Origin of the sequence: Vibrio fluminensis, assembly GCF_015278125.1 — a bacterium.
Taxonomy (GTDB): Bacteria; Pseudomonadota; Gammaproteobacteria; order Enterobacterales; family Vibrionaceae; genus Vibrio; species Vibrio fluminensis.
Window position 1 is genome coordinate 1 of sequence record NZ_JADILO010000008.1, and the last position, 22966, is coordinate 22966.

Annotated in this window: 20 protein-coding genes; 6 read left to right on the forward strand and 14 right to left on the reverse strand. The window is 44.3% G+C overall.

What is annotated here, in order from left to right; translation table 11 throughout:
- Window positions 1-156: 156 nt before the first annotated feature.
- Window positions 157-1383: an MFS transporter gene (locus tag IRQ95_RS07580; RefSeq protein WP_194436369.1), complete on the reverse strand. Its 1227-nt coding sequence runs from the start codon at window positions 1381-1383 to the stop codon at window positions 157-159.
- Between the two features lie 109 nt (window positions 1384-1492).
- Between IRQ95_RS07580 and soxR the strand changes: the two genes are divergently transcribed.
- Entirely contained in the window at window positions 1493-1936 is a 444-nt protein-coding gene (gene soxR / locus IRQ95_RS07585; protein ID WP_194436370.1) for a redox-sensitive transcriptional activator SoxR, read from the forward strand.
- Here soxR and IRQ95_RS07590 read toward each other — a convergent pair.
- A complete protein-coding gene (locus IRQ95_RS07590) occupies window positions 1933-2808 on the reverse strand; it encodes an AEC family transporter (RefSeq protein ID WP_194436371.1) in 876 nt (291 codons plus the stop codon). The genes soxR and IRQ95_RS07590 overlap by 4 nt on opposite strands.
- A gap of 155 nt (window positions 2809-2963) precedes the next feature.
- On the opposite strand from IRQ95_RS07590, the gene IRQ95_RS07595 reads away from it, so the two are divergent.
- Entirely contained in the window at window positions 2964-3821 is an 858-nt protein-coding gene (locus IRQ95_RS07595) for a patatin-like phospholipase family protein (protein WP_228481334.1), read from the forward strand.
- On the opposite strand, the gene IRQ95_RS07600 is transcribed toward IRQ95_RS07595, so the two are convergent.
- Window positions 3818-4333: a P-loop nucleotide/nucleoside kinase family protein gene (locus IRQ95_RS07600; RefSeq protein WP_194436372.1), complete on the reverse strand. Its 516-nt coding sequence runs from the start codon at window positions 4331-4333 to the stop codon at window positions 3818-3820. The genes IRQ95_RS07595 and IRQ95_RS07600 overlap by 4 nt on opposite strands.
- Before the next feature lie 444 nt (window positions 4334-4777).
- Here IRQ95_RS07600 and IRQ95_RS07605 point away from each other — a divergent pair, with 444 nt between their 5' ends.
- Window positions 4778-5257: a hypothetical protein gene (locus IRQ95_RS07605; protein ID WP_194436373.1), complete on the forward strand. Its 480-nt coding sequence runs from the start codon at window positions 4778-4780 to the stop codon at window positions 5255-5257.
- Between the two features lie 79 nt (window positions 5258-5336).
- Here IRQ95_RS07605 and yqfB read toward each other — a convergent pair whose 3' ends face one another.
- The 4 genes from yqfB to IRQ95_RS07625 all read right to left on the reverse strand — a co-directional run bounded on the left by yqfB (window position 5337) and on the right by IRQ95_RS07625 (window position 9532).
- On the reverse strand, window positions 5337-5654 hold the full coding sequence (gene yqfB / locus IRQ95_RS07610) for a N(4)-acetylcytidine aminohydrolase (protein ID WP_194436374.1): 318 nt from the start codon (window positions 5652-5654) through the stop codon (window positions 5337-5339).
- 115 nt (window positions 5655-5769) lie between these two features.
- A complete protein-coding gene (locus IRQ95_RS07615; RefSeq protein ID WP_194436375.1) occupies window positions 5770-6984 on the reverse strand; it encodes an OmpP1/FadL family transporter in 1215 nt (404 codons plus the stop codon).
- 37 nt (window positions 6985-7021) lie between these two features.
- Window positions 7022-7507: a hypothetical protein gene (locus IRQ95_RS07620; protein WP_194436376.1), complete on the reverse strand. Its 486-nt coding sequence runs from the start codon at window positions 7505-7507 to the stop codon at window positions 7022-7024.
- 54 nt (window positions 7508-7561) lie between these two features.
- On the reverse strand, window positions 7562-9532 hold the full coding sequence (locus IRQ95_RS07625) for an alkyl sulfatase dimerization domain-containing protein (protein WP_194436377.1): 1971 nt from the start codon (window positions 9530-9532) through the stop codon (window positions 7562-7564).
- Window positions 9533-9654: 122 nt separating this feature from the next.
- On the opposite strand from IRQ95_RS07625, the gene IRQ95_RS07630 reads away from it, so the two are divergent.
- Window positions 9655-10581, forward strand: a complete 927-nt coding sequence (locus IRQ95_RS07630) for a LysR family transcriptional regulator (protein ID WP_194436378.1) — start codon at window positions 9655-9657, stop codon at window positions 10579-10581.
- A 424-nt stretch (window positions 10582-11005) separates the two neighbouring features.
- On the opposite strand, the gene IRQ95_RS07635 is transcribed toward IRQ95_RS07630, so the two are convergent.
- Entirely contained in the window at window positions 11006-12994 is a 1989-nt protein-coding gene (locus IRQ95_RS07635) for a U32 family peptidase (protein WP_194436379.1), read from the reverse strand.
- Window positions 12995-13213: 219 nt separating this feature from the next.
- Window positions 13214-14146 carry a universal stress protein gene (locus tag IRQ95_RS07640; protein WP_194436380.1) on the reverse strand — a complete coding sequence of 311 codons (933 nt, stop codon included), beginning with the start codon at window positions 14144-14146 and terminating at the stop codon, window positions 13214-13216.
- A 269-nt stretch (window positions 14147-14415) separates the two neighbouring features.
- Here IRQ95_RS07640 and IRQ95_RS07645 point away from each other — a divergent pair, with 269 nt between their 5' ends.
- Window positions 14416-14976 (forward strand): sugar O-acetyltransferase, encoded by a 561-nt coding sequence (locus tag IRQ95_RS07645; RefSeq protein ID WP_194436381.1) that lies wholly within the window; start codon window positions 14416-14418, stop codon window positions 14974-14976.
- 61 nt (window positions 14977-15037) lie between these two features.
- On the opposite strand, the gene IRQ95_RS07650 is transcribed toward IRQ95_RS07645, so the two are convergent.
- From IRQ95_RS07650 to IRQ95_RS07670, 5 genes are all read right to left on the reverse strand, one after another.
- Window positions 15038-17197: a sensor domain-containing diguanylate cyclase gene (locus IRQ95_RS07650; RefSeq protein WP_194436382.1), complete on the reverse strand. Its 2160-nt coding sequence runs from the start codon at window positions 17195-17197 to the stop codon at window positions 15038-15040.
- Between the two features lie 133 nt (window positions 17198-17330).
- Window positions 17331-19010 carry an RluA family pseudouridine synthase gene (locus IRQ95_RS07655; protein ID WP_194436383.1) on the reverse strand — a complete coding sequence of 560 codons (1680 nt, stop codon included), beginning with the start codon at window positions 19008-19010 and terminating at the stop codon, window positions 17331-17333.
- A gap of 103 nt (window positions 19011-19113) precedes the next feature.
- A complete protein-coding gene (locus IRQ95_RS07660; protein ID WP_194436384.1) occupies window positions 19114-19515 on the reverse strand; it encodes a hypothetical protein in 402 nt (133 codons plus the stop codon).
- 186 nt (window positions 19516-19701) lie between these two features.
- Complete coding sequence (gene fghA, locus IRQ95_RS07665) at window positions 19702-20541, reverse strand: S-formylglutathione hydrolase (protein WP_194436385.1); 840 nt, start codon at window positions 20539-20541, stop codon at window positions 19702-19704.
- 104 nt (window positions 20542-20645) lie between these two features.
- On the reverse strand, window positions 20646-21794 hold the full coding sequence (locus tag IRQ95_RS07670) for an S-(hydroxymethyl)glutathione dehydrogenase/class III alcohol dehydrogenase (RefSeq protein ID WP_075650601.1): 1149 nt from the start codon (window positions 21792-21794) through the stop codon (window positions 20646-20648).
- Window positions 21795-21977: 183 nt separating this feature from the next.
- Here IRQ95_RS07670 and IRQ95_RS07675 point away from each other — a divergent pair, with 183 nt between their 5' ends.
- The gene (locus IRQ95_RS07675; RefSeq protein WP_075650599.1) at window positions 21978-22850 is read left to right on the forward strand and encodes a LysR family transcriptional regulator; all 873 of its coding nucleotides are present in this window, start codon (window positions 21978-21980) and stop codon (window positions 22848-22850) included.
- Window positions 22851-22966 lie beyond the last annotated feature (116 nt).

The following is a 22966-nucleotide window of genomic DNA, read 5'->3' on the forward strand; positions in this document are numbered from 1 at the left end:
TCCATCGTTACCATTTCCAGTTCGTATTGTTGCGGAGTCGGTTCTTGAAGCATATCGGAGTATCCATATTTCGATACCCCTATTAGATCAAAGGTCTAGCTCGAAAGCTAGACCTTTGTCAGCAGTCTGAGCCAACCTTTATTGGTTGGCTTTTTTTTAACTACTGTGGGCAATTGGAGTGACATTCTTAACGCCTTTTTGATAATGCTTTTGCAATATGGTGACCCCAATCGTAGCGCTTAATCCTACTGTCGCAGCGATGTAAAAGCCCATTTCCGTAGTTTGGTAGTGACTCAGGATCGCAACCATCATGTAGAATAAACTTTGCGCCACAGTGGTAAACATAGCAATCCCCCCATCTACTCGACCACGTTGTTCGATTAGAATTCTACGATGCATCCAGTTTGTTCTTGCAATGCGATTGAGCGCATTAAAAAAGCCAAATACTAAGGTAAACACTAATATCCATATCGGTTGGTTAAATAAACTAATTCCCAATAAGGCTAAACTCACCAGCAGCAAAGAAATACGAATGATATTTAGGTAACTCGCCAACTTAAGTAATTTGGTAAGCGCAATACCGGTTAGCAATGATCCCAAACCAAAGGCCATGTTATAGCCAGCATACCATTGTCCATCGATACCTCTTTCGCTGAATACTATGGGAATTAAATTTCCCAATAGAGTCAGTAGCGGATAGCTTAGACTCGAGAGCATGAGCATGGCGAAGAGTATTATATTGCTGCTAAATATAGATCTTATCTCTTTGACTTGCTTAGTAAAAGGTTCGTTTTTACGTGGTTTTCTTAACTGGCGTCGATAGGGGGTGTAGAGGTAGCAGAGTGCTGAAAGCGTCGATGCAAAGCCTGCAAAGAGCGCGAATTGGCTAACACTCCATATTTCTAGCAGAATGACACCTAAAGCGCCTGCTCCTAAGGTCGTTACCTGCATAATGATTTCTTGGTAACCAGATATTTTCGGGTACTCGTGCGGTTCGAAATGTTCTTGGGTGAAGGCATTATTGGTTAACCATGCAAGGTTAGAGGAAATCCAAAAGATAAACTTTGCTGCCGCTAGTAACCAAATTGACCCAACGCCCACTGCAAATAACAGCGCGACCAGTAGTGCGGTCGAGGCTTGTATTATTTGTACAACAAGCAAGATCTGTTTGCGTGAGTGTCGATCAATAAGCGTGGATATAAAAGGAGTTAATGAAAACGAAGTCGCGGTACTGGTGAGTGCAATAAGCGCGACAAAGCTACCCATGTTTTCGTTTTGTAAAATTAGCCATGGCAGCGCCATCATAAATAGACCAGAAGAAATCCCATCGAAAAAACGGGCACTGAGATAGGGAGCGTATTGGTATGGAAAAATTTTGAACATACTCGAACATCCTTGTGAGCAGTAATTAAGTCATGCCCTCATCCTAAAACCTCAAGTTAGGTTGAGGTAAAGTGCTTTAATAAAAATAATTTGTTGCTGGGAGGATGGTATGGAGATGTCGGTAGGGCAAGTTGCAGAACGGGCTGGTGTTAAGGTTTCGGCCTTGCACTTCTACGAACAGAAAGGTTTGATTAGCAGTTGGCGCAATCAAGGGAATCAGCGCCGTTATGACCGCAGTGTGATTCGTCGTGTCGCGGTGATCAAAGCAGCACAACAAGTTGGGATGAGCTTAGAAGAAATCGCTCAAGCATTTGCCGTTTTACCCAAGCATAAAGCGCCAACCAAAGCTCAGTGGGAAGCGATGGCGACGCAATGGCACGCTGATCTTGAGCATCGGATTTTGCAACTTAAAGCGCTACAGCGAGATCTTAATGGCTGCATTGGCTGTGGCTGTTTGTCTCTCGACAGCTGTAATTTGCGTAACCCAGAAGATACTCGCGCGGCTGAGCACACTGGAGAGTCACTGCTGACTGAACCAGAAGACAACTTCTAAAGCGACAAGGCAAATGAGAGCAGTAATGGCAACGTTAGTATACTAAAGAAGTTGCCGTAGAGTACCATTGATGCCACTTGCTCTGGCTGAATATCAAATCGCTCCGCAAACAAATAATTCATTACCGCTGGTGGCAGCATAGCGAACAGCACCATCATCTGTAATTGCATGGTTGGTAGCGGAATAAAGTAGTAAATTAAAGCAAACGCCACTGCACCGGTAAACAAAGACTGCGCTGTACACAATAATCCCACTTTGAGCCCTGATAGGCGCATATTACACATTTGTGCACCAAGAGAGAGCAGCATCACTGGCACAGCCGCTTGCCCTAACAAAGCGGTCGCTTCATAAAGTGGTATCCAAATTGAGAATCCGCCAAGGTTAATCGCTAGTGCGGCGGCGGCGGCAAGGAACACCGGCATACGAATCACTTGCTTGAATGGGTTACCATTGCTTAACACAGCTAAACCAAGGCTAATATGGGTACAGGCAGAGACAACAAATAATAATACCGCGGCCGCGAGTGCAGATTCACCGAACGTGTAAGTAAACAGTGGAATCGCAAGATTGCCACTATTGCGGAACATATGCGGCGGAGCCCAGGCACGAAATTCAAGTTTCATTAATTTACAGATTGGCACCATCACCAACCCAGGTACTAATACGGCAATTAACGCTGCACTAAGCAGCGGGATCTGCTCAGTATCGAGCGGCATGGCGACCAGCGATGAAAAGACCAGTGCAGGAGTAAAGGTGTCCATGTTAATGCGGTTGATGGCTTTAAAGTCGGGACGAATCCAACGCCCAACCGAATAACCAACGAGCACTAACGCAAAAACCGGAAACAGTATTCCTATGACTTGTTCGAACATTCCATTGCCGCAAAAAATCCAAGTAAGAGACAAACCTTAACAGCCTTGCAGGCTTAGGTCACTACCACCTATTTCGGATTGGACAATTTTTCCTGTTTAACAGCATAGCGTTTCTGGTAATGTGGAGTCGATCAGGAATAAGAATTGAAGGGTGTATGGATACGATAATGCAAGTGGGTGAGTCAGCATTAATTGTTGAAGGTGGCGCAATGCGCGGTGTGTTTTCTTGTGGCGTACTAGACCACTTTTTAGCGCAAGAATTTTCTCCTTTTGATAGTTTTTGGGGCGTATCAGCTGGCGCCAGCAACCTTGCTGCCTATTTGGCAAAAATGCCGGGTCGAAACCTTAAGATTTACCTCGATTATAGCCGTCGTAAAGAGTTCATTAACTTACGTCAGTATCTCGGTGGTGGCGATTTAATGGATTTGGATTGGATGTGGCGAATTACCCTCGAAGAGCTCGGTATTGATAAACGCGTATTGCGCGAAGATCCGAGGCCATTCTTCTTGGTCGTAGCACGTCAAGATTCAGGATACGCCGAGTACCATACGCCAGATGTCGACAGTCTGGCCGAAACCATGAAAGCGTCGAGTGCATTACCCATTATGTATCGGCATGGTGTTGAGTTAGGTGAGCATCGTTATGTGGATGGTGGTGTTGCCGATGCGATTCCCGTCGCAGAAGCTATTGCACGTGGGGCGCGCAAAATTATGGTGTTACGCAGTCGTCCTGCCAGTTATCGTAAGGGTGGTGAGAAATTTAAGCCTTTGCTTAAACGTTTGTTGCGCGATACGCCAGAGTTGATTGAACCCATGCTTACTCGCAGTGAGCGCTACAATCAAACGTTAGCGCTTATCGAGAATCCTCCGCCAGGCGTGCAAATCATGCAGGTGTGTCCGCCGGAAAGTTTCAAACTCAAGCGCCTAAGCCGCGATGCAAGTTCGTTACAAAGCGCGTATCAGTTAGGGCTTGAGTTAGGTCATTCAGCAATCAATGAGTGGCAAAAGCTTTAACGGGGTAACTGAGCGATCTGTGCAAACAATTCGTTTGCGCAGTCTTGAATCGATTTACCCGCAGTGTCGATACGAATCACCTGTGTTGACCATGGGGGATATTCTCGCTCAACCACTTGTTGCCAAGAAGGTTGTTTCAGTGAGGGGATAGTAGAGATACGCTCCTCAACACGCTTTTTATGCTCAAGTTGATCGCTGCAGAAGATTTCGATATTAATGTAGCGAGCATTGGCATCGAGGGCAACCTGCTGCCATTCTTTACGCGTTAGGGGAATCGGATTGCAGCTATCGGCAATGGCGCTGATACCCAGCTTAAGATTATCACTAATAATGCGATAACTTAGGCGATATCCTTCACCTTCTACTTTAAAGTTGCAGAGATCCCGCAGTCCTTGCTCGACAGTATCAATACGCAGAAACAGTGCACCTGTGTGTTTGGCTAACTCTTGAGCGAGGGTGGTTTTACCGCTGCCTGGAAGCCCGGAGAATATATAAAGAGTAGGTTGGGTCATTGTGATTCCTGCGAGATTTTTTCCAATAGAAAGTCAATCAAGACTCTGACTCGTTTAGCCTTTTGACTATTGCGCGACAGAGTCCCAAGCCTTTTTGAGTAGCATCGAGTTAGAGAACGGTATTGTTAATGGTTTTTTGCTTTAGAGCCACTAGATCTTTAAAGCATTGCTTTACGCGTAAGCCAAGTCATTCTCGCTGAACCAAGCACCTTGAGGTTACTTGAGTATGGGATAGCGATATGGCTTATGAACTTTTCTATTAAATTTCCGTAGCTTATCCGACAAGTTAGTATGAATTATTAGGAAAAACTGAGGTGTTGGTTAAGTTTTTCGTCAGAGTACTTGGGAAGGCCATCTTTATTATGTTATTCATCTGCTTGCGTATATAGGAGAAGATGACATTTGGGCGCTGTTTGGTTCGGCAAGTAAACTCTAGAGGAAAGCATGTATAAATTTCTGTGTGGTATTGGTGCCTTGATTTTAGGGTTAGTCACCATTAGCGGTTATGATTTTGTTTTCTCGAGTCATTGGTACAGCACCGTATCAGAACGAACCGTGTTGCTGGTGCTTGATGGTTTGTCACTCGTTTTCAAATGGGATAGTGGTATCAGTTCTTGGGCGTTAACCATGGCTCAAGCTTTGTTACTGAGTTTAATTTTTGCGTTACTCTTTAGCATGGTTCTTGATGTATTCAATGGCATTACTAAAGCCGCCCAGTACGCGATATTCGGAATTTGCGTAGGCATCTTATATATCGCCCTTCCTGTAATTATCTTGTTTGTTGAGCAACGTTATATCAATAATCAGCTTGTTGATTCATTGAAGGTAGTTGATCAATTACTGAATGTGTTAGTTGCTTACTTGCCCTTACTACTGTTGGTATTGTATGTGGCGCTTAGGCGTAAGAGCCAAAGTAAGTGGTGACGATCTGATATACCCAAGTAACCTCAAGGTACTTGGGTATAGAGGTAAAAAAAGAGGCAAGAGCCTCTTTTTTGTTTAGTTATATTAGCTCATAGCTAATGACATACAACTCATTCAAGTTTGGATAAATTTCCGCAATTAAACGTTTTAATTCATCGAGTGGCAAAGCTTCTTGCTGCGCGTGAAATTCATTGATTTCATCAAACTGCAAAGGCTCCACGGATAAAATTTTAATTTCACAAACTTTCTTATCGGCTTCCAAGGTAAACACTTCCACTTGCGTACCTGGGACATAATGGCTTTCAGCTTCATCACGAATGGTGATGGTTTTCATTCCAGAGGTGATAAGCGGGGTTAAAAATTCAAAAAAGGTAATTTTGGTTGGTGCTTGCGTCATGATTACTTTGCCTAATTGATACTAACCTCAATTGTAAACTATCTGTTTGATGCTGTATCTGTCTTTATGGCTCGAATTTCGACTGGTCTTGCAGACTTTATTTTAAGTTAGCAAGTTAGAACGAATAGTTCATTAGTACGCCAAAGAAATGAATATCTGCGTCATACTCACCATGTAATGTGCCGAGATTGTCGGTTGAGTATTCAATTTCCGGAGTGCCACCATAATAGTATTCATAGTAAAGCTGCATTCGCCACTGTGATGATAAGTTGTAGCTGGCGCCCATACCCAGTTTCCATATCTCACCAGTTGGCACATCTGGGTATTGAAACTGAGGATCATCTTGAGGTGATGTTTCGTAGTATAGTCCACTCTCTAAACGCCAATCTGAGGTAACTTGGTAATGCATACCAAGGCTTGCGGAGAAAGTATCTTGCCAATCACGAGCAATGTTTATCCCGCCTTGACGATCGGTAAGAGAAATAGCGGTATTTTCAATCTCACTAAAGTCGGTCCAGCCTAAGCTCCAAAGTAGGGCTGTTTTTTCATTCATCGTATGATAACCGCTAACAAAAGCAGTTGCTGGCATAACAATATTGACCGAAGAATTGATCTTATTACTGCGTACGGAAATATTACCCTCCATGTCATGGCTAATTTCAGAACGATACGCAAAGCCAATGCGATGACCTTCGGTCAGCTGATAAAGGGCGCTTAGTGTGTAACCGAGCTCAAAACTGTCTCCGTCAGCTTGAACGTTAGGCAAGCCTGATTGACTGCTGCCTGCGAGGTTTTGCTCTAGCATGCCATACTCTGCCACTAGCCCAACACCGATAGATAGATCTTGGTTGACCTTATAAGCCACGCTAGGGTTAAGTTGTGCGGTTAACAACTGCGCATCTTTAAGTAAAAGCACACCTTTGAAGTTGTCCCCGTAGTCGATAAGTGAGCCACCAGTTGAGGCAAAGGCCAAACCAGCCGACCATTTATCATTGAGCGGAGTGACCATATAAAAAGAGGCAACTGGCATTGCTGTCCCTGCTTGAGTGGTGTTCTCGCCTTGGGAAAATGCACCAGTAGAGCCGAAGTCGGTGTATTCAATGTCTGAAACCATGCGTTGAAGGTTGAATGCGATTTGGGTGCTGTCGAACTCTGTCATGGCGGCAGGGTTGGCAAACGAGGTTTCTGCGCCTTCAGCAACGGCTTGTGCTCCTGCGCCAGCTGTGCTGATGCTCATCATACCCAGTTCAGGAAACATATAGCCGCCAGCAAAACTGTGTGTGGCAAACATAATGGAAGAGAGTGTTAAAAGCTTAATTTTGTAAGTCATAGAGTGAGTTTTTAATCGCTTAATTATGTTGAAAGAGTTAGTAGAATAAGCTTGTCATCCAAGCATCTAATTGAACTACTTGATCTGGCGAACCATTGATGCGAACCAATTTTGACTCTTTGGCGATTTGCCAACTTAGCCCACCTGTAGCAAGTGCATCTAATACATCCAGTTCTGTAACTAACACTAAATCCTCATCATTAGGTAATGTATTGCGTCCCGTGATTTGATATGAGTTACTTGTTGTGACTTGGCTATAGTGGCCTTTTATCGCTTCAAAAATAGTGAAGTTTGGCGCGGTGATGGCTGCTTGGCTAAAGGCTTTCTTTATAGAAAATAGTTTAAATTGGTCAGGTTTGGCGGTGTTGGTTAAGTCGCCGGCTTTGCGGGCCGCGATGATCTCAGTAAAGACGTCTAGGGAGCCGGGCTTACTGGTGATGTGTAAGCCAAATGATTGGTGAAGCCCACAGCCCAACGCTAAACTTGGCAGTAAAAGGAAGAGAGTGAGGGCATACTTGAGCATAGCTGACTCCTAAAAGAGGAAGAAACCTGAGGCTCCCTCCTCCGTGACGTTGAATTAACGTAAGATAAGTTTTAGATCTTGCGGTGACGTTGGTTTATCAAAGTAGCTCATAAACTGCCCGAAGTTTGGTATATCACCCTTGGCAAAGTTGAGTTCCCCTGACTGTATTTTCTCCGCCAGAACTTGTTGCCCATTCGCACCGGCAAGCAAAATATCGTTCAATACCGCACGAGTCGTGTCGATCTCGATGTCACTGTTTGGGTAAGGCGTATCATGCAGTTGGACGATGCCATGACGAATCTCTAGCGTGAACGTTTCATTGGTATCAGCGAAGTTGTAAGTCAACGCCATTTCCGTATCTAATGTATTTTCCGCGATGAGAGTAGCGGTCATCATGTCGAAAATCTGCTTGCTTGGTAGAGCTGTCATCACATCAACAGAAGCAAAACTGATCAAGTTAGAGAAATCTTGCTTGTTTTCCAGTTCTGCGGCTGCATTCAATGCCCAATTTCGCCAGTTAATATTGACTTGGTCGGCTGCCCATTTTTTATACGCTGAAGCTTTTAGCTGACGCGCTTCCATATCGTCTTGATTGACGGTAATTGGGTAGGACAATATTTCAGCAGCAAAGGTGTAGTTTTCTGATTCGATCGCCGCCTTCGCTGTGTTGATAATGTTGTCTCGACCACCCATGAGTTCGACAAATGCGCGAGCACGTTGTTGATAAGCCATCGGCTCTAATTGCCAAGGATCCGCTTCATAAAAACCGACATAGCCAACATAAATCTGACGCACTGCGTGAGCAACGGTGCCATAGTGCTCGCCTAGCCATGGATGTGAGGCAAGGTGAGTAGGTAGTTTAACAACTTCCACTAACTCATCTGGCGTCAGCCCTTTGTTCATATGGCGGATAGTTTGATCATGGGTGTATTGAATCGCATCACGATAAGCAGTCAGCACGTTATCTACGGCGGCTTTGCCTTCAACAGGACGACCGTGCGAGTTGATCATCACTTCTGTGTCGAACTGACGCATTACATCGATGCCTTTAAACCACATCGTAGGATCACGGAACTTAGTGCCACGAATGGTGTGTAAGTTAGGGAAGTTCTCGCCTTGAAGCACTTCCGCCGCATGAAGGATTTTTTGCTTAGGTAGGTAAACCACTACCTCATCTTTGGTTTCAGATGGAACATTCACAATCTCCATCTCAACGCCAGCAATTGTGATATCCAAGCGATCTTTTAGTGTCACATTAGGCTCGATAAATGAGATATCCCCTTGCATGAAGCGTGGACCTAATCCGTCATTTACCGTTCCGTGCTCACCTTCTTCAACATGCTTTGCGCCAGTATAAGAGGTTCGTTGACCTAACAATGGACCAAGGTTTGAAGACCAGTTAGCCACTGCCTGAGTTAAGCCTTCTTGAGCGATGATCATTACTTCATCAGTTGCGATTTGCTCATCGTCTACCCATGCGCGCACACCGGAAATATGGTCGATATGATTGTGTGAGTAAATGATAGCTTTTACCGGTTTGCTGGTAATTTTGCGAAACTCTTGTTTAACGCTTTCTGCCATTTGTACCGACTCACCGGGATCGACGATGATAACGCCGTCATCGCCCTCTATCATTACTGGAGTGTCTAGCCCAAAACCGTATCCCAAATAAACGTTATCATCTACCTGAATAATTGCTTGATCCATTTTGCGGCTATGCTTAGTCAAGGAGTCATGCACGTGATCAGATTCTGCTGTGTATGCAAGTGTGCGGTCAAACGTGGTGTGTACCTTGATGCGTTCGCCAGGCCCCCAAAATAGATTGGAAGAGTGTTCGACCAAAACTCCATCGTCATAACGTTGATCTAAAACGATATTTTTATAATGAGGAGCTGAACTGGTTTGCAAGTTTTGTCCGTTAGTGGACGTTGCTTCGAGTGTCGGTGTTGATGCAGATAGTTGCGGGGTAATAAATGCGCTACTGATCGCCAAAGGTAGTAAAAGTGCTCTAAATTTTTTTGCCATTCTAGTCACCAATTTTTCATTATGTGCTGTGGTTACTAGCTAGGTTAATCGACAGTGGTTAATCTATCGACAGGCTAATACGATTTATAATTATCGAAATTACGATGGGTTGGTAAAGTGAGATGAACAACGATATCGCGAACTTGAATTTACTGGTGGCGCTAGTTGCTGTGATTGAACATGGCAGTTTAAGTAAAGCGGCTAAATCTTTGGATACGAACCAGTCCACGATCAGCACCATGTTGGGACGCTTAAAGCAGGAAGTAGGACAAGAGTTGTTCATTCGTAAAGGTCGAGGTGTGGTGCCGACCAGTTATGCGCTTGATTTATACAATCAAGTGCAAGGCTCGGTGCATCAATTGATTAGCGTATTCCAATCCTTCTCCCGATTTGACCCTAAGCAAAGTTCACGACGATTTATCACCACTGCACCAGAGCATTTGCAGTGGTTCTTACTTGATAAGTTTTCCGGTCTAGCTGGTGGTAATAGCTTGGAGGTGTACGATCAGCCGGATGATGATAGCCACCTTTACGACATGCTAATTCAACAGCAATATGACGTCATGATAGATATTGTGCCGCCTTCTAAACCAAGTATTGCAAGCCAGTTATTGCTGGAAACAGAGTTTGTTGTGATTTGTCGACAAGGTCACCCGAGATTGACGCAAGAGACTTTGTCATTAGAGCAATTCTTAAGTGAAGAACACGCGGTGCTAGAGCGTAAACGGAATGATCTTTACAGCTTAGAGCAGTTCACTCAAATTGATTTGTCTAAACGTAAAATTGCGTTTCATAGCCGCTCTTTGTTTAGTAATTTGATGATTACCAGTCAGATGGATTGCATCGCGACAGTGCCTTTGTCGATGGCAATGCATTTCAAAGATAAGTTGAACCTCAAGGTTTTTAGGCCGCCTTTTGAATACAACAAAGTTCAAAACTACCTGATTTGGCATAAGAACCTAACCAATGATCCTGCCAATATGTGGCTGCGCAGTATCTTAATCGAAATTGCTAATCGTGTGCGAATAGAGAAATCAGTTGTTGCCTAACCTTAGCTTTCAACACTCAATGACCCGCCATAAGACCTCAAAGACCGGCTGATCATTGGGTATGAGATTGGCTATGCAGATGCGGAGCGTTTTACCCAGCAATTAGCGTTGACTTGAGAGCCGACGGCGGCAATAAGCATAAGTGGACCGAGAACGCAGGACATGAAAGCGCATAACATGCGTTTGGTAGTGAAAGCTTGAGATGGCGAGAAAAATTGAATAGCTAAAAAGATAATTAAACCAGTAAGTGACCAAACTAACATACAACTTCCTTAATAATATGAGGCCAATCGCCCCGTTATTAAGATAGAGAGTTCCGCAAAAAGGTGATACGCCTAATTGCGGAAATTGTGACCTTGGTAGGTTTAATTCGACTATGCGAAAAAGGGAGTTAAAGGATAACCCCTTAAAAGGAATGGTAGCGTTACAACCCTTTGCGATACTGTGCATTGGTAGTTGGTTGAATAGCCTGTTTTAATTGTTCGATATGTTCATCGCTGGTTGAAGCAAGCAGCGCCAAGAATTGCTTAATGATCTGAATTTTGTCTGCGTTCACTTGCGTCTCGGTTTGGATATCGCGTAAATCAATCATGATGTCGGTGAACAGGTGCGGGAGATCGTGCAGTACATCAAGGTTCATCACATTGTGTTCACTGTAAATCGCATTGTGGCTACCACGCTGTTTTTGAATCACATATGGATTGTCTTTTAGGTTAATAATCGATGTGCGTTTGTTACAACGCTTCAAGCAGCCTTTATTCACCTTAATCTTTTTGCAGCCTTCTGTTTGTTGGAACAGACACTGACGGCTGGTTAGCAGCGTGTTTGGATGATAAATGCTATAGAAGCTGCGCATGTCTTGAGGGCGTTTGATATGACGCATCTGCTTCATATTTAGCTCATTAGAAATAAAGGCCCCACTAGCGTTAAACTCTTCATGTAAACATTTTAGTGCGTATGAGTTGGTGGTATTCATTTGCGGACCTGCAACCCAATTTAGCCCAAGTTGCTTGGCAAGCATACCAACGCCAGCATTATTAGTGATAAGTAGCTGTGGTTCTACTTGCGCTAAAAATTGCTGTGCGGCCAGATAATCATCACCAATTAGAATTGCGGGAAACCATGGTTTTAGGCGTGGGTTAGCGTCAAACAAAGCGATGAGGTTTTGCCACTCATCTGCAAGGCCCATTGGCATTTGGTAATAGACATCAATATTGTCTTGCTGAGCAAGTTGGCAATCTTCGTTGGAAGAAATCAGCACGGCAAGTTGCGCTGCGCCTTCACGATTCGGAGGCGTGGGAATAGATGGCAGGCTTGGTACATCAATCGCGCCTTTTAGACTGCTTTTGTTTGCAAAACCACTGATATCAAAGTCTTGAGTCTTTTTCGCGACGTTTTCAATGATGGCGGTTTTGTCATCATAAAGCTTCTTTTTTACTTGCTGAACATCATCAACACTTTGGCATTGATAGATGGTTGAGAAATGCTTTACGGCGTGGTCACGCGGGTTATCGATATACATCGACTTGCCATATTCGCCTTGTAAAAAGGCATTAGAAAAATCACGGTTGAAGACAGTGTAGAGTTCCGTGGTGTCCTGAGAGAGCTCTTTACCACCAACTAGACGATCGATTTGTTTACGCCAGTTATCGACCACGGTGTAGACATAGTGTGATTTTTTGATCCGCCCTTCCACTTTTAGTGAGTATACGCCCGCTTCCGCTAAGGCTTCTAAATCACCAAAAGCAGAATTATCTTTCATATTGAGCGGGTAACTGTTCCCGGTTTTGGTCGTTTCGTATTGCTCGCGGCAAGGTTGACTACAGCGACCGCGGTTACCTGATGCACCATTACGCGCAGAGCTGATGTAGCAAATACCGGAAAAGCCGATGCAGTATGAGCCATGAACGAACACTTCCATCTGCACATTGTGTTGCTTGCCAAATTGCGCGAGGTGCTTGATCTCATTGATATTCAATTCACGTGACAAATTCACTCGACTTGCCGTGAGTTGGTTTAAGAATTGAATCTGCCCTTCATTGTGAGTGTTGAGCTGAGTCGAAGCGTGCACGTCCAGTTGTGGAAAGTGGTGCTTAAGGATATATGCTAGACCTAAATCTTGAACGATCACCCCATCAATGGTTGTGGTATTCAATTGGCTAAGCAAACGAACTATCGCGGGAATCTCACTCTCTAAGATCAATACATTGAGTGTGAGGAATATTTTGCAGTTGTGCTGATGAGCAAGTTCTAACACACCATTTAAGTTATCAAGCGTTAGGTTGGCAGCACGGTTACGGGCATTAAAACGATCTAAGCCACAGTAGATGGCATCCGCACCTGCAGCAATTGCCGATTTGATTGATTCTAAGTCTCCGCCTGGAGCTAACAACTCAAATTGATCGCGTGTCACTGTTAATCTTCTTACTCAACAAAAATAGGCGCGCATTTTACGGTTTTCACTCCGAGGAAGCGAATTTAATTTAGAAAACAGCACAACTATGGCGTTGTGGGTGGACATCAAACCGCTTGGTCACCACCTGTTTCTTTTAAGAAAAAAACCTCATCATGCGAGGGGAATAGCGATGATGAGGTTTTGGTTAATTCTGTTTATAGACAATGGCTCTAGCGTTTATGTGATGGGTGATACGAACCCCTGAGGTTTTAATGCGACGAGAGAGCAGGTGAGCGATTGAAGGATATTCTCAGCCGTATTACCCATGACTAAACCTTTGATACCTGAGCGAGCAATGGTGCCCATCACGAGAATATCGATTTCAAGAATCGCCACACATTGTGGTATTTCATCATCGGCGCGCCCATTAATATGATGAACTGTAAATTCCTCAGAGATACCTGATTCGTCAATCAGGTGATCGAGTTGCTGGCGATGGTTATCCCGTAATGTATCTATTTCAGCGTTAAGGTGTTCGTCATCGATTTGAATCCAAGAGTGGTGTCTTAGATAACTTTCAAGTTCATATTGCCAGCATGAAATGATATGCAAACGACTATCACAGGTATCGGCGATAGCTCGGGCTACAGTAAGTAGTTTTAGCACGAGCTGTTTATCTTCTTTACTGTGCACGATGGGGTCAATCGCAACCGCGACTCGTTTGTGGCTATGTGGTTTTACACTTGTGCGGTGAAGCCATATCGGGCATGGGCATTTGCGCAGTAACTTCATATCTAACGCTTTAAACCCTTCAGCCCCGTCATTGATAGGCTCCGCTTGTTTAATCAGTAAATCTCTATGGTGGCTTCGCACGCACTGAATGATTTTTAAAGCCGGTTTATCGCCGCAAGCAATTTCGACCGCTAATGGTAAGTCAGAGTTGTCTTCAATGGTTTGTTGAACCTGCGTAATTTCTTTATCTAGAGTATCGCGTAGGGATTGCTGATACGCATCCCGGTAGTTAGCCATGTTTTGTGGTAAAGCAGGTGAAACGATCAAGCCCATTAATGAGGCATTGTTGCGCTTTGATAGCGTAAGAGCTTGCTCGATTGAGTCTCGGTTCTCAGGTAGCCCTTGGCTAACGAAAAGAATGTTCTTGAACTCTTTCATAATCACCTCTCTTTGCTGCTATAAGTGTTGTCCTGCTTAGAGAAAAAATCCACCTTAATTATAAGGTTATCAATAATAAAAATAGAAAGTCCCAAACATTCATGAAGTTGAGGGCGAAGTGTTTGAGTTATGGATCAATTGAATTCAATCATTGCTCAGCGAGAATAGGTGAATAATTTGTTGATATGCTTTGTTGTGATTAACGATAGAATGAATGCCGACTCGCTTATATATGCGAAAAAACGTGTAACCCTACCAAGACAATGAATATGAAGACAGAAAAACAAAAAATGTTGGCTGGAGAGCCTTACAATGCTTGGGATGAAGAGCTTTATAGTGCGCGGATTGCTTGTCGTAAGACGTTGCAAAAGCTGAATAACAGTATTCCCGATACTCAAGGTTGGCGTGATGCTATCAATGAATTAATCCCCAATGGTTGTGAAGCCTTTTTAGAGCCACCATTTCGTTGTGACTATGGCAGTAACATTAAGATCGGAAAGAACTTTTATGCCAATTTTAATTGTGTGGTGTTAGATGTAGCCGAAGTGACTATTGGTGATAACGTGCTGCTGGCACCGAATGTGCAACTTTACACGGCCGGTCATCCGTTGGATGTTAAAGGGCGTGTTGAAGACGGCATTGAATTTGGTCTACCGATCACCATTGGCGACAATGTTTGGCTTGGTGGTGGGGTGATTGTTTGCCCAGGAGTGACAATTGGCAACAATAGCGTGATTGGTGCCGGGAGCGTCGTTACCAAAAATATTCCGGATAATGTGGTGGCTGTCGGCAACCCATGTCGAGTGATTCGCCCAATTGAACAAAAATAACCCTGCTTAGTGACGCATCAGTCCCCCCAATACAACGAGTTTTGTGGGGACTGAGGATTAATTAGCACTCGAGCAAAGCTTCTCGTCCCAATTGATGCACCGCAGTACTGACTGCATTGCGTCCCGCCTTCTTCACTTTATACAGCTCTTGATCCGCCAGATTAAATAAAGTTTCAAAGCCATGGTTAGCGTGTTCTAGTTTAGTCAAACTCGCAGCCCCAATAGATAGGGTAAGTAACTCACTGCAAATCGAGAGGGGGTTTGTCAGCGCTAAACCGCGGATTGCCTGTTGTAAGTTGAGTAAACGTTGATGCAATTCCTCTTCAGAAGAGTCAATGCTCAACAACAGGAACTCATCACCACCGTAGCGGAACAAATAGTCGGTACCTCGGTCGAACACTTTTTGCATTTCGCCTGCGATACGCTCAAGGGCGATATCACCTTGGTGATGACCATGATAGTCGTTATACCCTTTGTAGTAATCGACATCGATGACCGCTGCTGCTAAATAGGTATTTGACTCTATTGCTTTATCGATTAACTTCGGTGCGATGTCATCCAGTTGGTAACGGTTATATAGACCGGTTAATGGATCGGTCTTCGATAGCGTTTCTAGCTTTTGGTAGGCAATCTCCAGTCTGTTTCGCTGCATATGGTTTTCCAGTGCCACGGCAATGAAGCTTGCCAGTTGTTCAAATAGGTTGCAGTGGTACTGTAAGTATTGGTCGGCTAAAGAGTGTTGAATAGAAAGGACGCCGAGTACTTTATTTTGCATCATAATTGGCGTCAGAATGATTGACTGAACAGGCGAGTCATTTCTAAAATGAGCACACTCCTTGTGGTCGCGTTCTTGTATTGGCACAAAGACGCTAAGAGCTTCGTCATTGATTCGATTTAGATGGACTGTACGGCGTTGTTTTACAACATAACTTCCGACGGAATACTGCGTTGCACAATTAACGATAAAGTTATCTACAGGGCCGTTGTTGTCGTAAAAATAACAATATTCAAGCGTATCATCTTTCTCATGGTAGAGCGCGATACCGAACTCTTGCGTTGGGAAAATTGAGCCGATCTTCTCGTATATCATTGGGAGCGTATTGGCGATATCTTCTGATGTCGCAATGGACTGTCCCACCTCTGTCACTGTACCAATGTGTTGTTGCATCTTATCCAAGACTAAACGTTCGTGGTCTTGAGTTGCCTTTTCGATTTGGTTGCGTAAGCTATCAAACTCTTTGCGCTGTAATTTGTCGATTTGTTTGCATGAAGCCTGTATATACTGCGACTGAATTTCGTTCAAACGTTCTATATCACCAACCGTTTTTAATAAACTGCAGAGGCTTTCGCACAGTAAGGCGAAAAAGCCATAATTCTCTTCGGCTCGAATAGAGTCGTATAAATCGAAAGCAAGTGGTAAAGCTGATTGATGATCACCGGTTTTTGTCATGTAGGCGATTTGATGTACACGGCACTCAGTTTGGTTGTGTACATCATAGATATCTTTGAATAACTCGTCAGCTTGAGCAAAATGATAGTGAATCTCTTCGGCATTGTAATGGGTGTAATGGCGAGCCATAATTTGAGCAATGTAACCATGCGCGATCGCTTCACTGCGAGTTGCTCCGTTTGCAGCGCCTAATTCTTGTGCTTGTTTGCAGTGTAAAATGGCTTGCTTGAAATGACCTTCTTGATTCCCTAAGGCATATCCCATGTTAAGTAGGCAGATCGCCTGATTGGAATGATGGCCAATTTTTTCCCCATATTGAGCACCGTATGAGGCAATTTGATAGGCCTGCTCATATTGTTCTAAGCAGAGGTAAAAATCGCTAATGTTGGTGTAGGCCAGCGATAAGTAATTGGCATCGAGATAGTGAGCATTCTCGAGAACTTCACGATAGAGCTCGTAAGCTTTATGAAAATCTTCATAGTCGGCGTAAATCGACCCGAGTAACGTTTTTATCTGTAGTCGCTGTACGATGTCTTCTTCACGACAAAGCGTCAGTGCTTCTTCAAAGACGATGATTGAATATTGACGGTTATCATTGCGATTACCTTTTACACCTTCAAGTAATAGTTTGAATAGCTTAGGTAATTGATAATGGTGATCTTGGCAAACTTGATTAATTTTGTTTTTTGTTTGCTCTACACCCTCAACGCCTTGTGTAAGTGGCAGTTGTGAGATGATCGCTTTTATTTGTTCTAATGCGGCGTGACTCATGCACTTTCCTCCTGAGCACGCACATTATAAGTTTAAGCTTGCTGAATATGAATCAGAATGAAAAGCGCCAAATCACTCTTTACTCAATGAGTTAGAGTGACTTAGCGTGTGCATGTAAGATTAATCCTACAAGCTAAAATTCACAGTTTGCAGTAAAGATCACGCGCTGATGGTTGTAGGGATGATCGAAGGACAATTGTTCAGCATGCAGATGCAAGCGTGAGTCTTTTTCACCGTATAAACCGTCACCAACCATCGCCATATTGAGACCTTGATGATGAGCACAATGTACGCGCAGCTGGTGGGTGCGTCCGGTTTTAGGGTACATGATCAGCTTACTGCGTCCATCTTTCACTTCGACTAATTCCCAATAAGTCGTGGCAGGTTTACCGTGTTCAAAGCAAACTAGCTGACGCGGACGGTCATCTGGGTCGCCACGCATAGGCAAGTTTATTTCGCCACTGGTTTGCTCAACTACGCCTTCAACCATTGCCAGGTAGCGTTTCTCAACGCCTCGAGTTATGAATTGTTTTTGCAAGCTTTTGTTGGCACGGCGGGTGAGGGCGAAAACCAATAAGCCAGAAGTTGCCATATCTAACCGATGCAGAACAAAAGGTCCTTCTACATCAGGGAACAGGGCTTGGACGCGAGTATAGGCTGAATCCTTGATTGTTTTGCCTGGCACTGAAAGCAGACCAGAAGGCTTGTTGACCACAACAATCGCTTCATCTTGGTAAATGATTTCTAGCTCTTTGTCTTTACCCCAGTTATCTTCCAGTGGGTTTGGATCGACGTCTAATCCTTGCAACATGTGACCAAGGATCGGGTTACATTTGCCGTGGCAAGACGGGTAGAATTTTTTATGCTGCCTAACTTCAGATTTTGGTGATACGCCCCACCAAAACTCAGCCATTGCCAACGGCGTAAAGCCATGTTTATACGCGTAGTGAAGCAGTTTAGGCGCCGCACACTCACCAGCACCAGCTGGAGGTGTTGGGTTTGTCGTCTCGGCAAAAATGGCTTTTAGGGATTTTTGTTCACCATTGGCGTTTAGAAAACGGTACTGCTCAAACAACTTATTCTGTAGCGCGTTAGACAGATGTTTACGTTGCTGTTTGGCGTGATTAATTTCACTGTTTAGTTGCTCGAGCTCGCTTTGCAGTAGTGAAATCTTGGCTTCCCACTCTAGTTTGAGATATTTCAGTACGTTTTTCTCAGCCACACTTTGCTTGGCGAGAGCATCGAGAATGGTTTTTAGTTCTTCACCATGCAATGTTTCTTCAGCTTGCTGACGCTGATTTTTGCGAGCAGCGCGTCCATCAATCATGGCTTGGCGTTGCTGCTGCTCTTGTTGCTGATAGTCGTTTTTATGCTGAGTCAATGATGCATTTAACTCGGCTAATTTCGGGTTCGCGGAAAGCTGTTTTACTTGGCTGTTTAGTTCGGTAATTTCGGCTAATTCTGTGCGGAAAAAGCACTCTTCCGCCAACATGTCAAAAACAGGTGGGACGAAATGTGGAAGCAGGTTTTCCTCGGCGACTTTGCCAGAAAATGCACTTAAATAACCGAGTTCGCCTTGTGGAGAGCGTACCAAAAGTACACCAAACATTTTCCCAGTGCCGGTTGGATCGTTTTCACTGCCAAAGTTGTGCTGCCAATTTGATTGCTCAACAAGGTGCTGTTGTAGTTCTTGGGCGGCAAGGACACAAAGCGGGTGAGGCTGATAGTAAAATGGGAAAGTAAACGCGTTTGGTAATTCAATACCTTCAATATCGGCGTTAAAACGAGTAAACAATTGCTCTGGTTGGTGCATGGTAAAACTTCTATCAGCGTAATGAGAGCCGAGATTTTACCTGTTTAGGTGAGGAATACCACCTTGTCTAAGCAAGGTGGTGTTTTTACTTGGCGAGGGACGTTTAGCGCACGTAGCTTGAATCTAAGCTAATCAGCCAGTGGTGAACTGTACCATCTGATTTTTCTACCCAAATATCATTACGATATTGTTCAATGCGACCTTTAACGCTGAGTGTGAACGTGTTGTCTTTGACAGACTCGACGCGTAGGAATTGATCTGAAGTAGTTAGCACAGGCTCTTGATCGCCAATTTCAGCGCCATTAGCAATCAAGAAGTATTGGTTAAGTTTATTGAGTTTCTTTTCAGTCGACGCAATTTTATGACCGACTAACGTTAGATCATTGCCAATAGGGATTGAAGCGATCTGTGGACCTAAACTGGTATGCGTTGGGATAAATACCCATGCAGCTACCGCAGCAGCGATCACCACAAGAGATAAGAAAACGATTTTTAATTTAGACATGTTGAGTTGTTCTAACAAGCAAACGAAAGTTGCTGCTAGTGTAGCGCAGCCAAGGGGATGCGCAAAGCTATGCGGGTAAATGCCATGGCATTTACGATGGGGTGATTAAGACAAAAAGCCCTTTTCGGCAGTGAAAAGGGCTTGCTCTTAAGAAATTTGAAAGTGCTTTATTGAGTGTTGTAGCGATTAAGCGAATAAGTATTTAGCGTGGAAGCGCAAATGCTCCTCAATAAAGGTCGAGATGAAGTAATAGCTATGGTCGTAGCCTGCTTGCATTCTCAAATTCAGCTCACTGTCATGCATATTCGCTGCATGGATAAGTGATTCTGGTTTTAGTTGCTCGTGAAGAAAGCTGTCTGCATCGCCTTGGTCTACTAACATCGGTAACTTTGCTCGCCCAAGTTTTAGTAGCTCAGTGGCGTCATATTCTTTCCAGCTTTCTACCGATTTACCTAAGTAAGCGGTGAATGCTTTTTGCCCCCAAGGACATTGCATTGGGTTAGTGATCGGGCTAAATGCTGAAATAGAGCGATAGTTGGCGCTATTTTTTAGACCAATCGTGAGTGCCCCATGACCGCCCATGCTGTGACCAAAAATACTTTTCACGCTTGAGACAGGGAAGTTGGCTTCAATCAGTTTAGGCAGCTCATCTACGATGTAGTCGTACATATGGTAGTGTTTTGACCACGGCGCTTGTGTCGCATTAAGGTAAAAACCAGCGCCCTTGCCTAAATCGTAGTTTTCATCATCGGCGACGTCGTCACCGCGTGGGCTTGTATCTGGCGCGATGATAGCTATACCCAGTTCAGCGGCTGCGCGAAATGCGCCAGCTTTCTGCATAAAGTTTTCATCGGTACAGGTTAAACCTGACAACCAGTAAACGGCAGGAACCGGGTTGCTTGGTGTTGCATTCGGTGGCAAGAAAATCGCAAAGCGCATTGCGCAATTTAGACTAGTTGCTTGGTGTGAGTACTGCTTATGCCAGCCACCAAATACTTTTGCTTGGCTGAGGTTTTCGATGGTCATGGATAATCTCTCGGTCAGTTTCTAGGCTTTTAAATGAGCATTAGTATCGTGAGTTCGCTCTCTAGGCAAAACCTAGAGAGCGAGTTTGTTTGAACTGGGTAGGATTATTTATCCATATGTAGAACAGTACGGATTGATTCACCTTTGTGCATTAGTTCGAATGCTTCGTTTACGTCTTGTAGACCCATGGTGTGAGTGATGAACTCTTGCAAACCAAATTCACCCGCCATGTAACGCTCAACGATCTCTGGTAGCTCAGAACGACCTTTAACACCGCCGAATGCGCTACCACGCCATACGCGGCCAGTAACAAGTTGGAATGGACGAGTAGAGATCTCTTGACCTGCACCAGCAACACCGATGATCACTGATTCGCCCCAACCTTTGTGACAGCACTCTAGTGCTTGACGCATCACGTTAACGTTACCGATACATTCAAATGAGTATTCCACACCACCGTCAGTCATCTCAACGATCACGTCTTGGATTGGTTTGTCGAATTTCATTGGGTTGATGCAGTCAGTTGCGCCAAGTTGTTTTGCTAGCTCAAATTTGCTTTCGTTGATGTCAACACCGATGATGCGGTTTGCACCAGCCATGCGAGCACCGATGATTGCAGATAGACCGATACCGCCTAAGCCGAATACCGCAACGTTGTCGCCTTTTTCTACTTTAGCTGTGTTTAGTACCGCACCCATACCTGTGGTTACGCCACAACCTAGTAGACAAACTTCTTCAAGTGGCGCTTCTTTGTTTACTTTCGCCAATGAAATTTCTGGCAGTACTGTGTACTCAGAGAACGTTGAACAACCCATGTAGTGGAAGATAGTTTCACCGTTGATTGAGAAGCGGCTAGTACCGTCAGGCATTAGACCTTTACCTTGCGTTTCACGAACGGCTTGGCATAGGTTAGTTTTACCCGATTTACAGAACTTACATTCGCCACATTCAGCGGTGTAAAGAGGGATAACGTGGTCGCCAACTTCAACGCTGGTTACGCCTTCACCAACCATTTCAACGATACCGCCACCTTCGTGACCAAGAATTGAAGGGAAGATACCTTCTGGATCGTCACCTGAAAGCGTAAATGCGTCAGTGTGACATACACCAGTTGCTACGATGCGAACTAATACTTCGCCTGCTTTTGGCAGTTGAACATCCACTTCTTCCATTTTTAATGGTTCGCCAGCTGCCCAAGCAACCATAGCTTTTGATTTGATGTGAGTTTGACCTGGTTTGATTTCAAGCGCCATTGCGTTTTCCTTCTAGTGTTGCCCGTGTTTAACACCGGCATCGAATAATCTATTAAAGGTAGTTGAGGTTAAGCTGTATTGCTGCCTCATCAAGATGGTGCTTATTTTATGTATTTCATTTCAAATGATAATCGGGTTATTATGTAAATGATTTTTACGCATTTGTAATAATGAGAGTTTGATATGGCGAGTTGGGAAGGGGTGAGTGAGTTTGTCGCGGTGGCAGAAACGTTTAGTTTTACCGGAGCGGCGAAAAAACTGAATACCTCAGTGGCGCAAATCAGTCGCCGAGTCTCTGCATTGGAAGAGCGTTTAGCGGTTAAGCTACTTAATCGCACCACGCGTAAAGTCACCTTAACGGAAGCGGGTATGGTGTACTTTGAACAATGTAAGCTTTTAGTGGAAGGATTGGAGCTCGCAGAGCTTGCGGTAACAGACTTACAAGCAGTACCGAAAGGTAAGATTAAAATTACTGCCCCAGTCACGTATGGCGAAATGCATGTTGCCCCTTTACTGAATGAATTCTTACTGAGTTATCCGCAAATTGATTTGGAATTGGATCTATCCAACCAAACCGTGGACTTAATTGAAGCTGGGTTTGATGTGGCAATCCGTCTTGGTCGTCTGCGTGATTCGACGCTAGTGGCGAAAAGACTGGCTTCACGCCAACTGTATGTTTGTGCCAGTCCTGAATACATTGAAAAATACGGCGCGCCTCATAGCTTGTCGGAATTGGTACATCACCAATGCTTAGTCAGCAATATGGCACATTGGCGTTTTAGACAAAACAACAGTGAAAAATCGGTTCGAGTGAGTGGTCGAATTCAGTGTAACTCTGGTTTTGCTCTTATGGATGCATCGAAGCGCGGGCTCGGTTTGATTCAGCTGCCGGACTACTACGTGCAAAGTGCCTTAGATAGTGGTGAGTTGGTTGAAGTGCTTAAGGAGTATCGCGATGAGAGGGAGGGGATTTGGGCTCTGTATCCGCAAAACCGTAATCTATCACCGAAAGTGCGTTTGTTGATTGATTTCCTTGCTGAGCGTATGGCGGAATAGCATCTCGAAATGAAGAGATATGTGTTGGATTTAAAAGCCCCAAAAAAGTGAGGCTTTTGCTATTCATTGCCGACCTGTCACGCCGGCAATGAAGGGCTAATGCAAACAAAACATCG

Bases quoted from the DNA above. Each gene is read 5' to 3' on its own strand.
- IRQ95_RS07580 (WP_194436369.1), bottom strand. From the start codon at position 1,383: ATGTTCAAAATTTTTCCATACCAATACGCTCCCTATCTCAGTGCCCGT.
- soxR (WP_194436370.1), top strand. From the start codon at position 1,493: ATGGAGATGTCGGTAGGGCAAGTTGCAGAACGGGCTGGTGTTAAGGTT.
- IRQ95_RS07590 (WP_194436371.1), bottom strand. From the start codon at position 2,808: ATGTTCGAACAAGTCATAGGAATACTGTTTCCGGTTTTTGCGTTAGTG.
- IRQ95_RS07595 (WP_228481334.1), top strand. From the start codon at position 2,964: ATGGATACGATAATGCAAGTGGGTGAGTCAGCATTAATTGTTGAAGGT.
- IRQ95_RS07600 (WP_194436372.1), bottom strand. From the start codon at position 4,333: ATGACCCAACCTACTCTTTATATATTCTCCGGGCTTCCAGGCAGCGGT.
- IRQ95_RS07605 (WP_194436373.1), top strand. From the start codon at position 4,778: ATGTATAAATTTCTGTGTGGTATTGGTGCCTTGATTTTAGGGTTAGTC.
- yqfB (WP_194436374.1), bottom strand. From the start codon at position 5,654: ATGACGCAAGCACCAACCAAAATTACCTTTTTTGAATTTTTAACCCCG.
- IRQ95_RS07615 (WP_194436375.1), bottom strand. From the start codon at position 6,984: ATGACTTACAAAATTAAGCTTTTAACACTCTCTTCCATTATGTTTGCC.
- IRQ95_RS07620 (WP_194436376.1), bottom strand. From the start codon at position 7,507: ATGCTCAAGTATGCCCTCACTCTCTTCCTTTTACTGCCAAGTTTAGCG.
- IRQ95_RS07625 (WP_194436377.1), bottom strand. From the start codon at position 9,532: ATGGCAAAAAAATTTAGAGCACTTTTACTACCTTTGGCGATCAGTAGC.
- IRQ95_RS07630 (WP_194436378.1), top strand. From the start codon at position 9,655: ATGAACAACGATATCGCGAACTTGAATTTACTGGTGGCGCTAGTTGCT.
- IRQ95_RS07640 (WP_194436380.1), bottom strand. From the start codon at position 14,146: ATGAAAGAGTTCAAGAACATTCTTTTCGTTAGCCAAGGGCTACCTGAG.
- IRQ95_RS07645 (WP_194436381.1), top strand. From the start codon at position 14,416: ATGAAGACAGAAAAACAAAAAATGTTGGCTGGAGAGCCTTACAATGCT.
- IRQ95_RS07650 (WP_194436382.1), bottom strand. From the start codon at position 17,197: ATGAGTCACGCCGCATTAGAACAAATAAAAGCGATCATCTCACAACTG.
- IRQ95_RS07655 (WP_194436383.1), bottom strand. From the start codon at position 19,010: ATGCACCAACCAGAGCAATTGTTTACTCGTTTTAACGCCGATATTGAA.
- IRQ95_RS07660 (WP_194436384.1), bottom strand. From the start codon at position 19,515: ATGTCTAAATTAAAAATCGTTTTCTTATCTCTTGTGGTGATCGCTGCT.
- fghA (WP_194436385.1), bottom strand. From the start codon at position 20,541: ATGACCATCGAAAACCTCAGCCAAGCAAAAGTATTTGGTGGCTGGCAT.
- IRQ95_RS07670 (WP_075650601.1), bottom strand. From the start codon at position 21,794: ATGGCGCTTGAAATCAAACCAGGTCAAACTCACATCAAATCAAAAGCT.
- IRQ95_RS07675 (WP_075650599.1), top strand. From the start codon at position 21,978: ATGGCGAGTTGGGAAGGGGTGAGTGAGTTTGTCGCGGTGGCAGAAACG.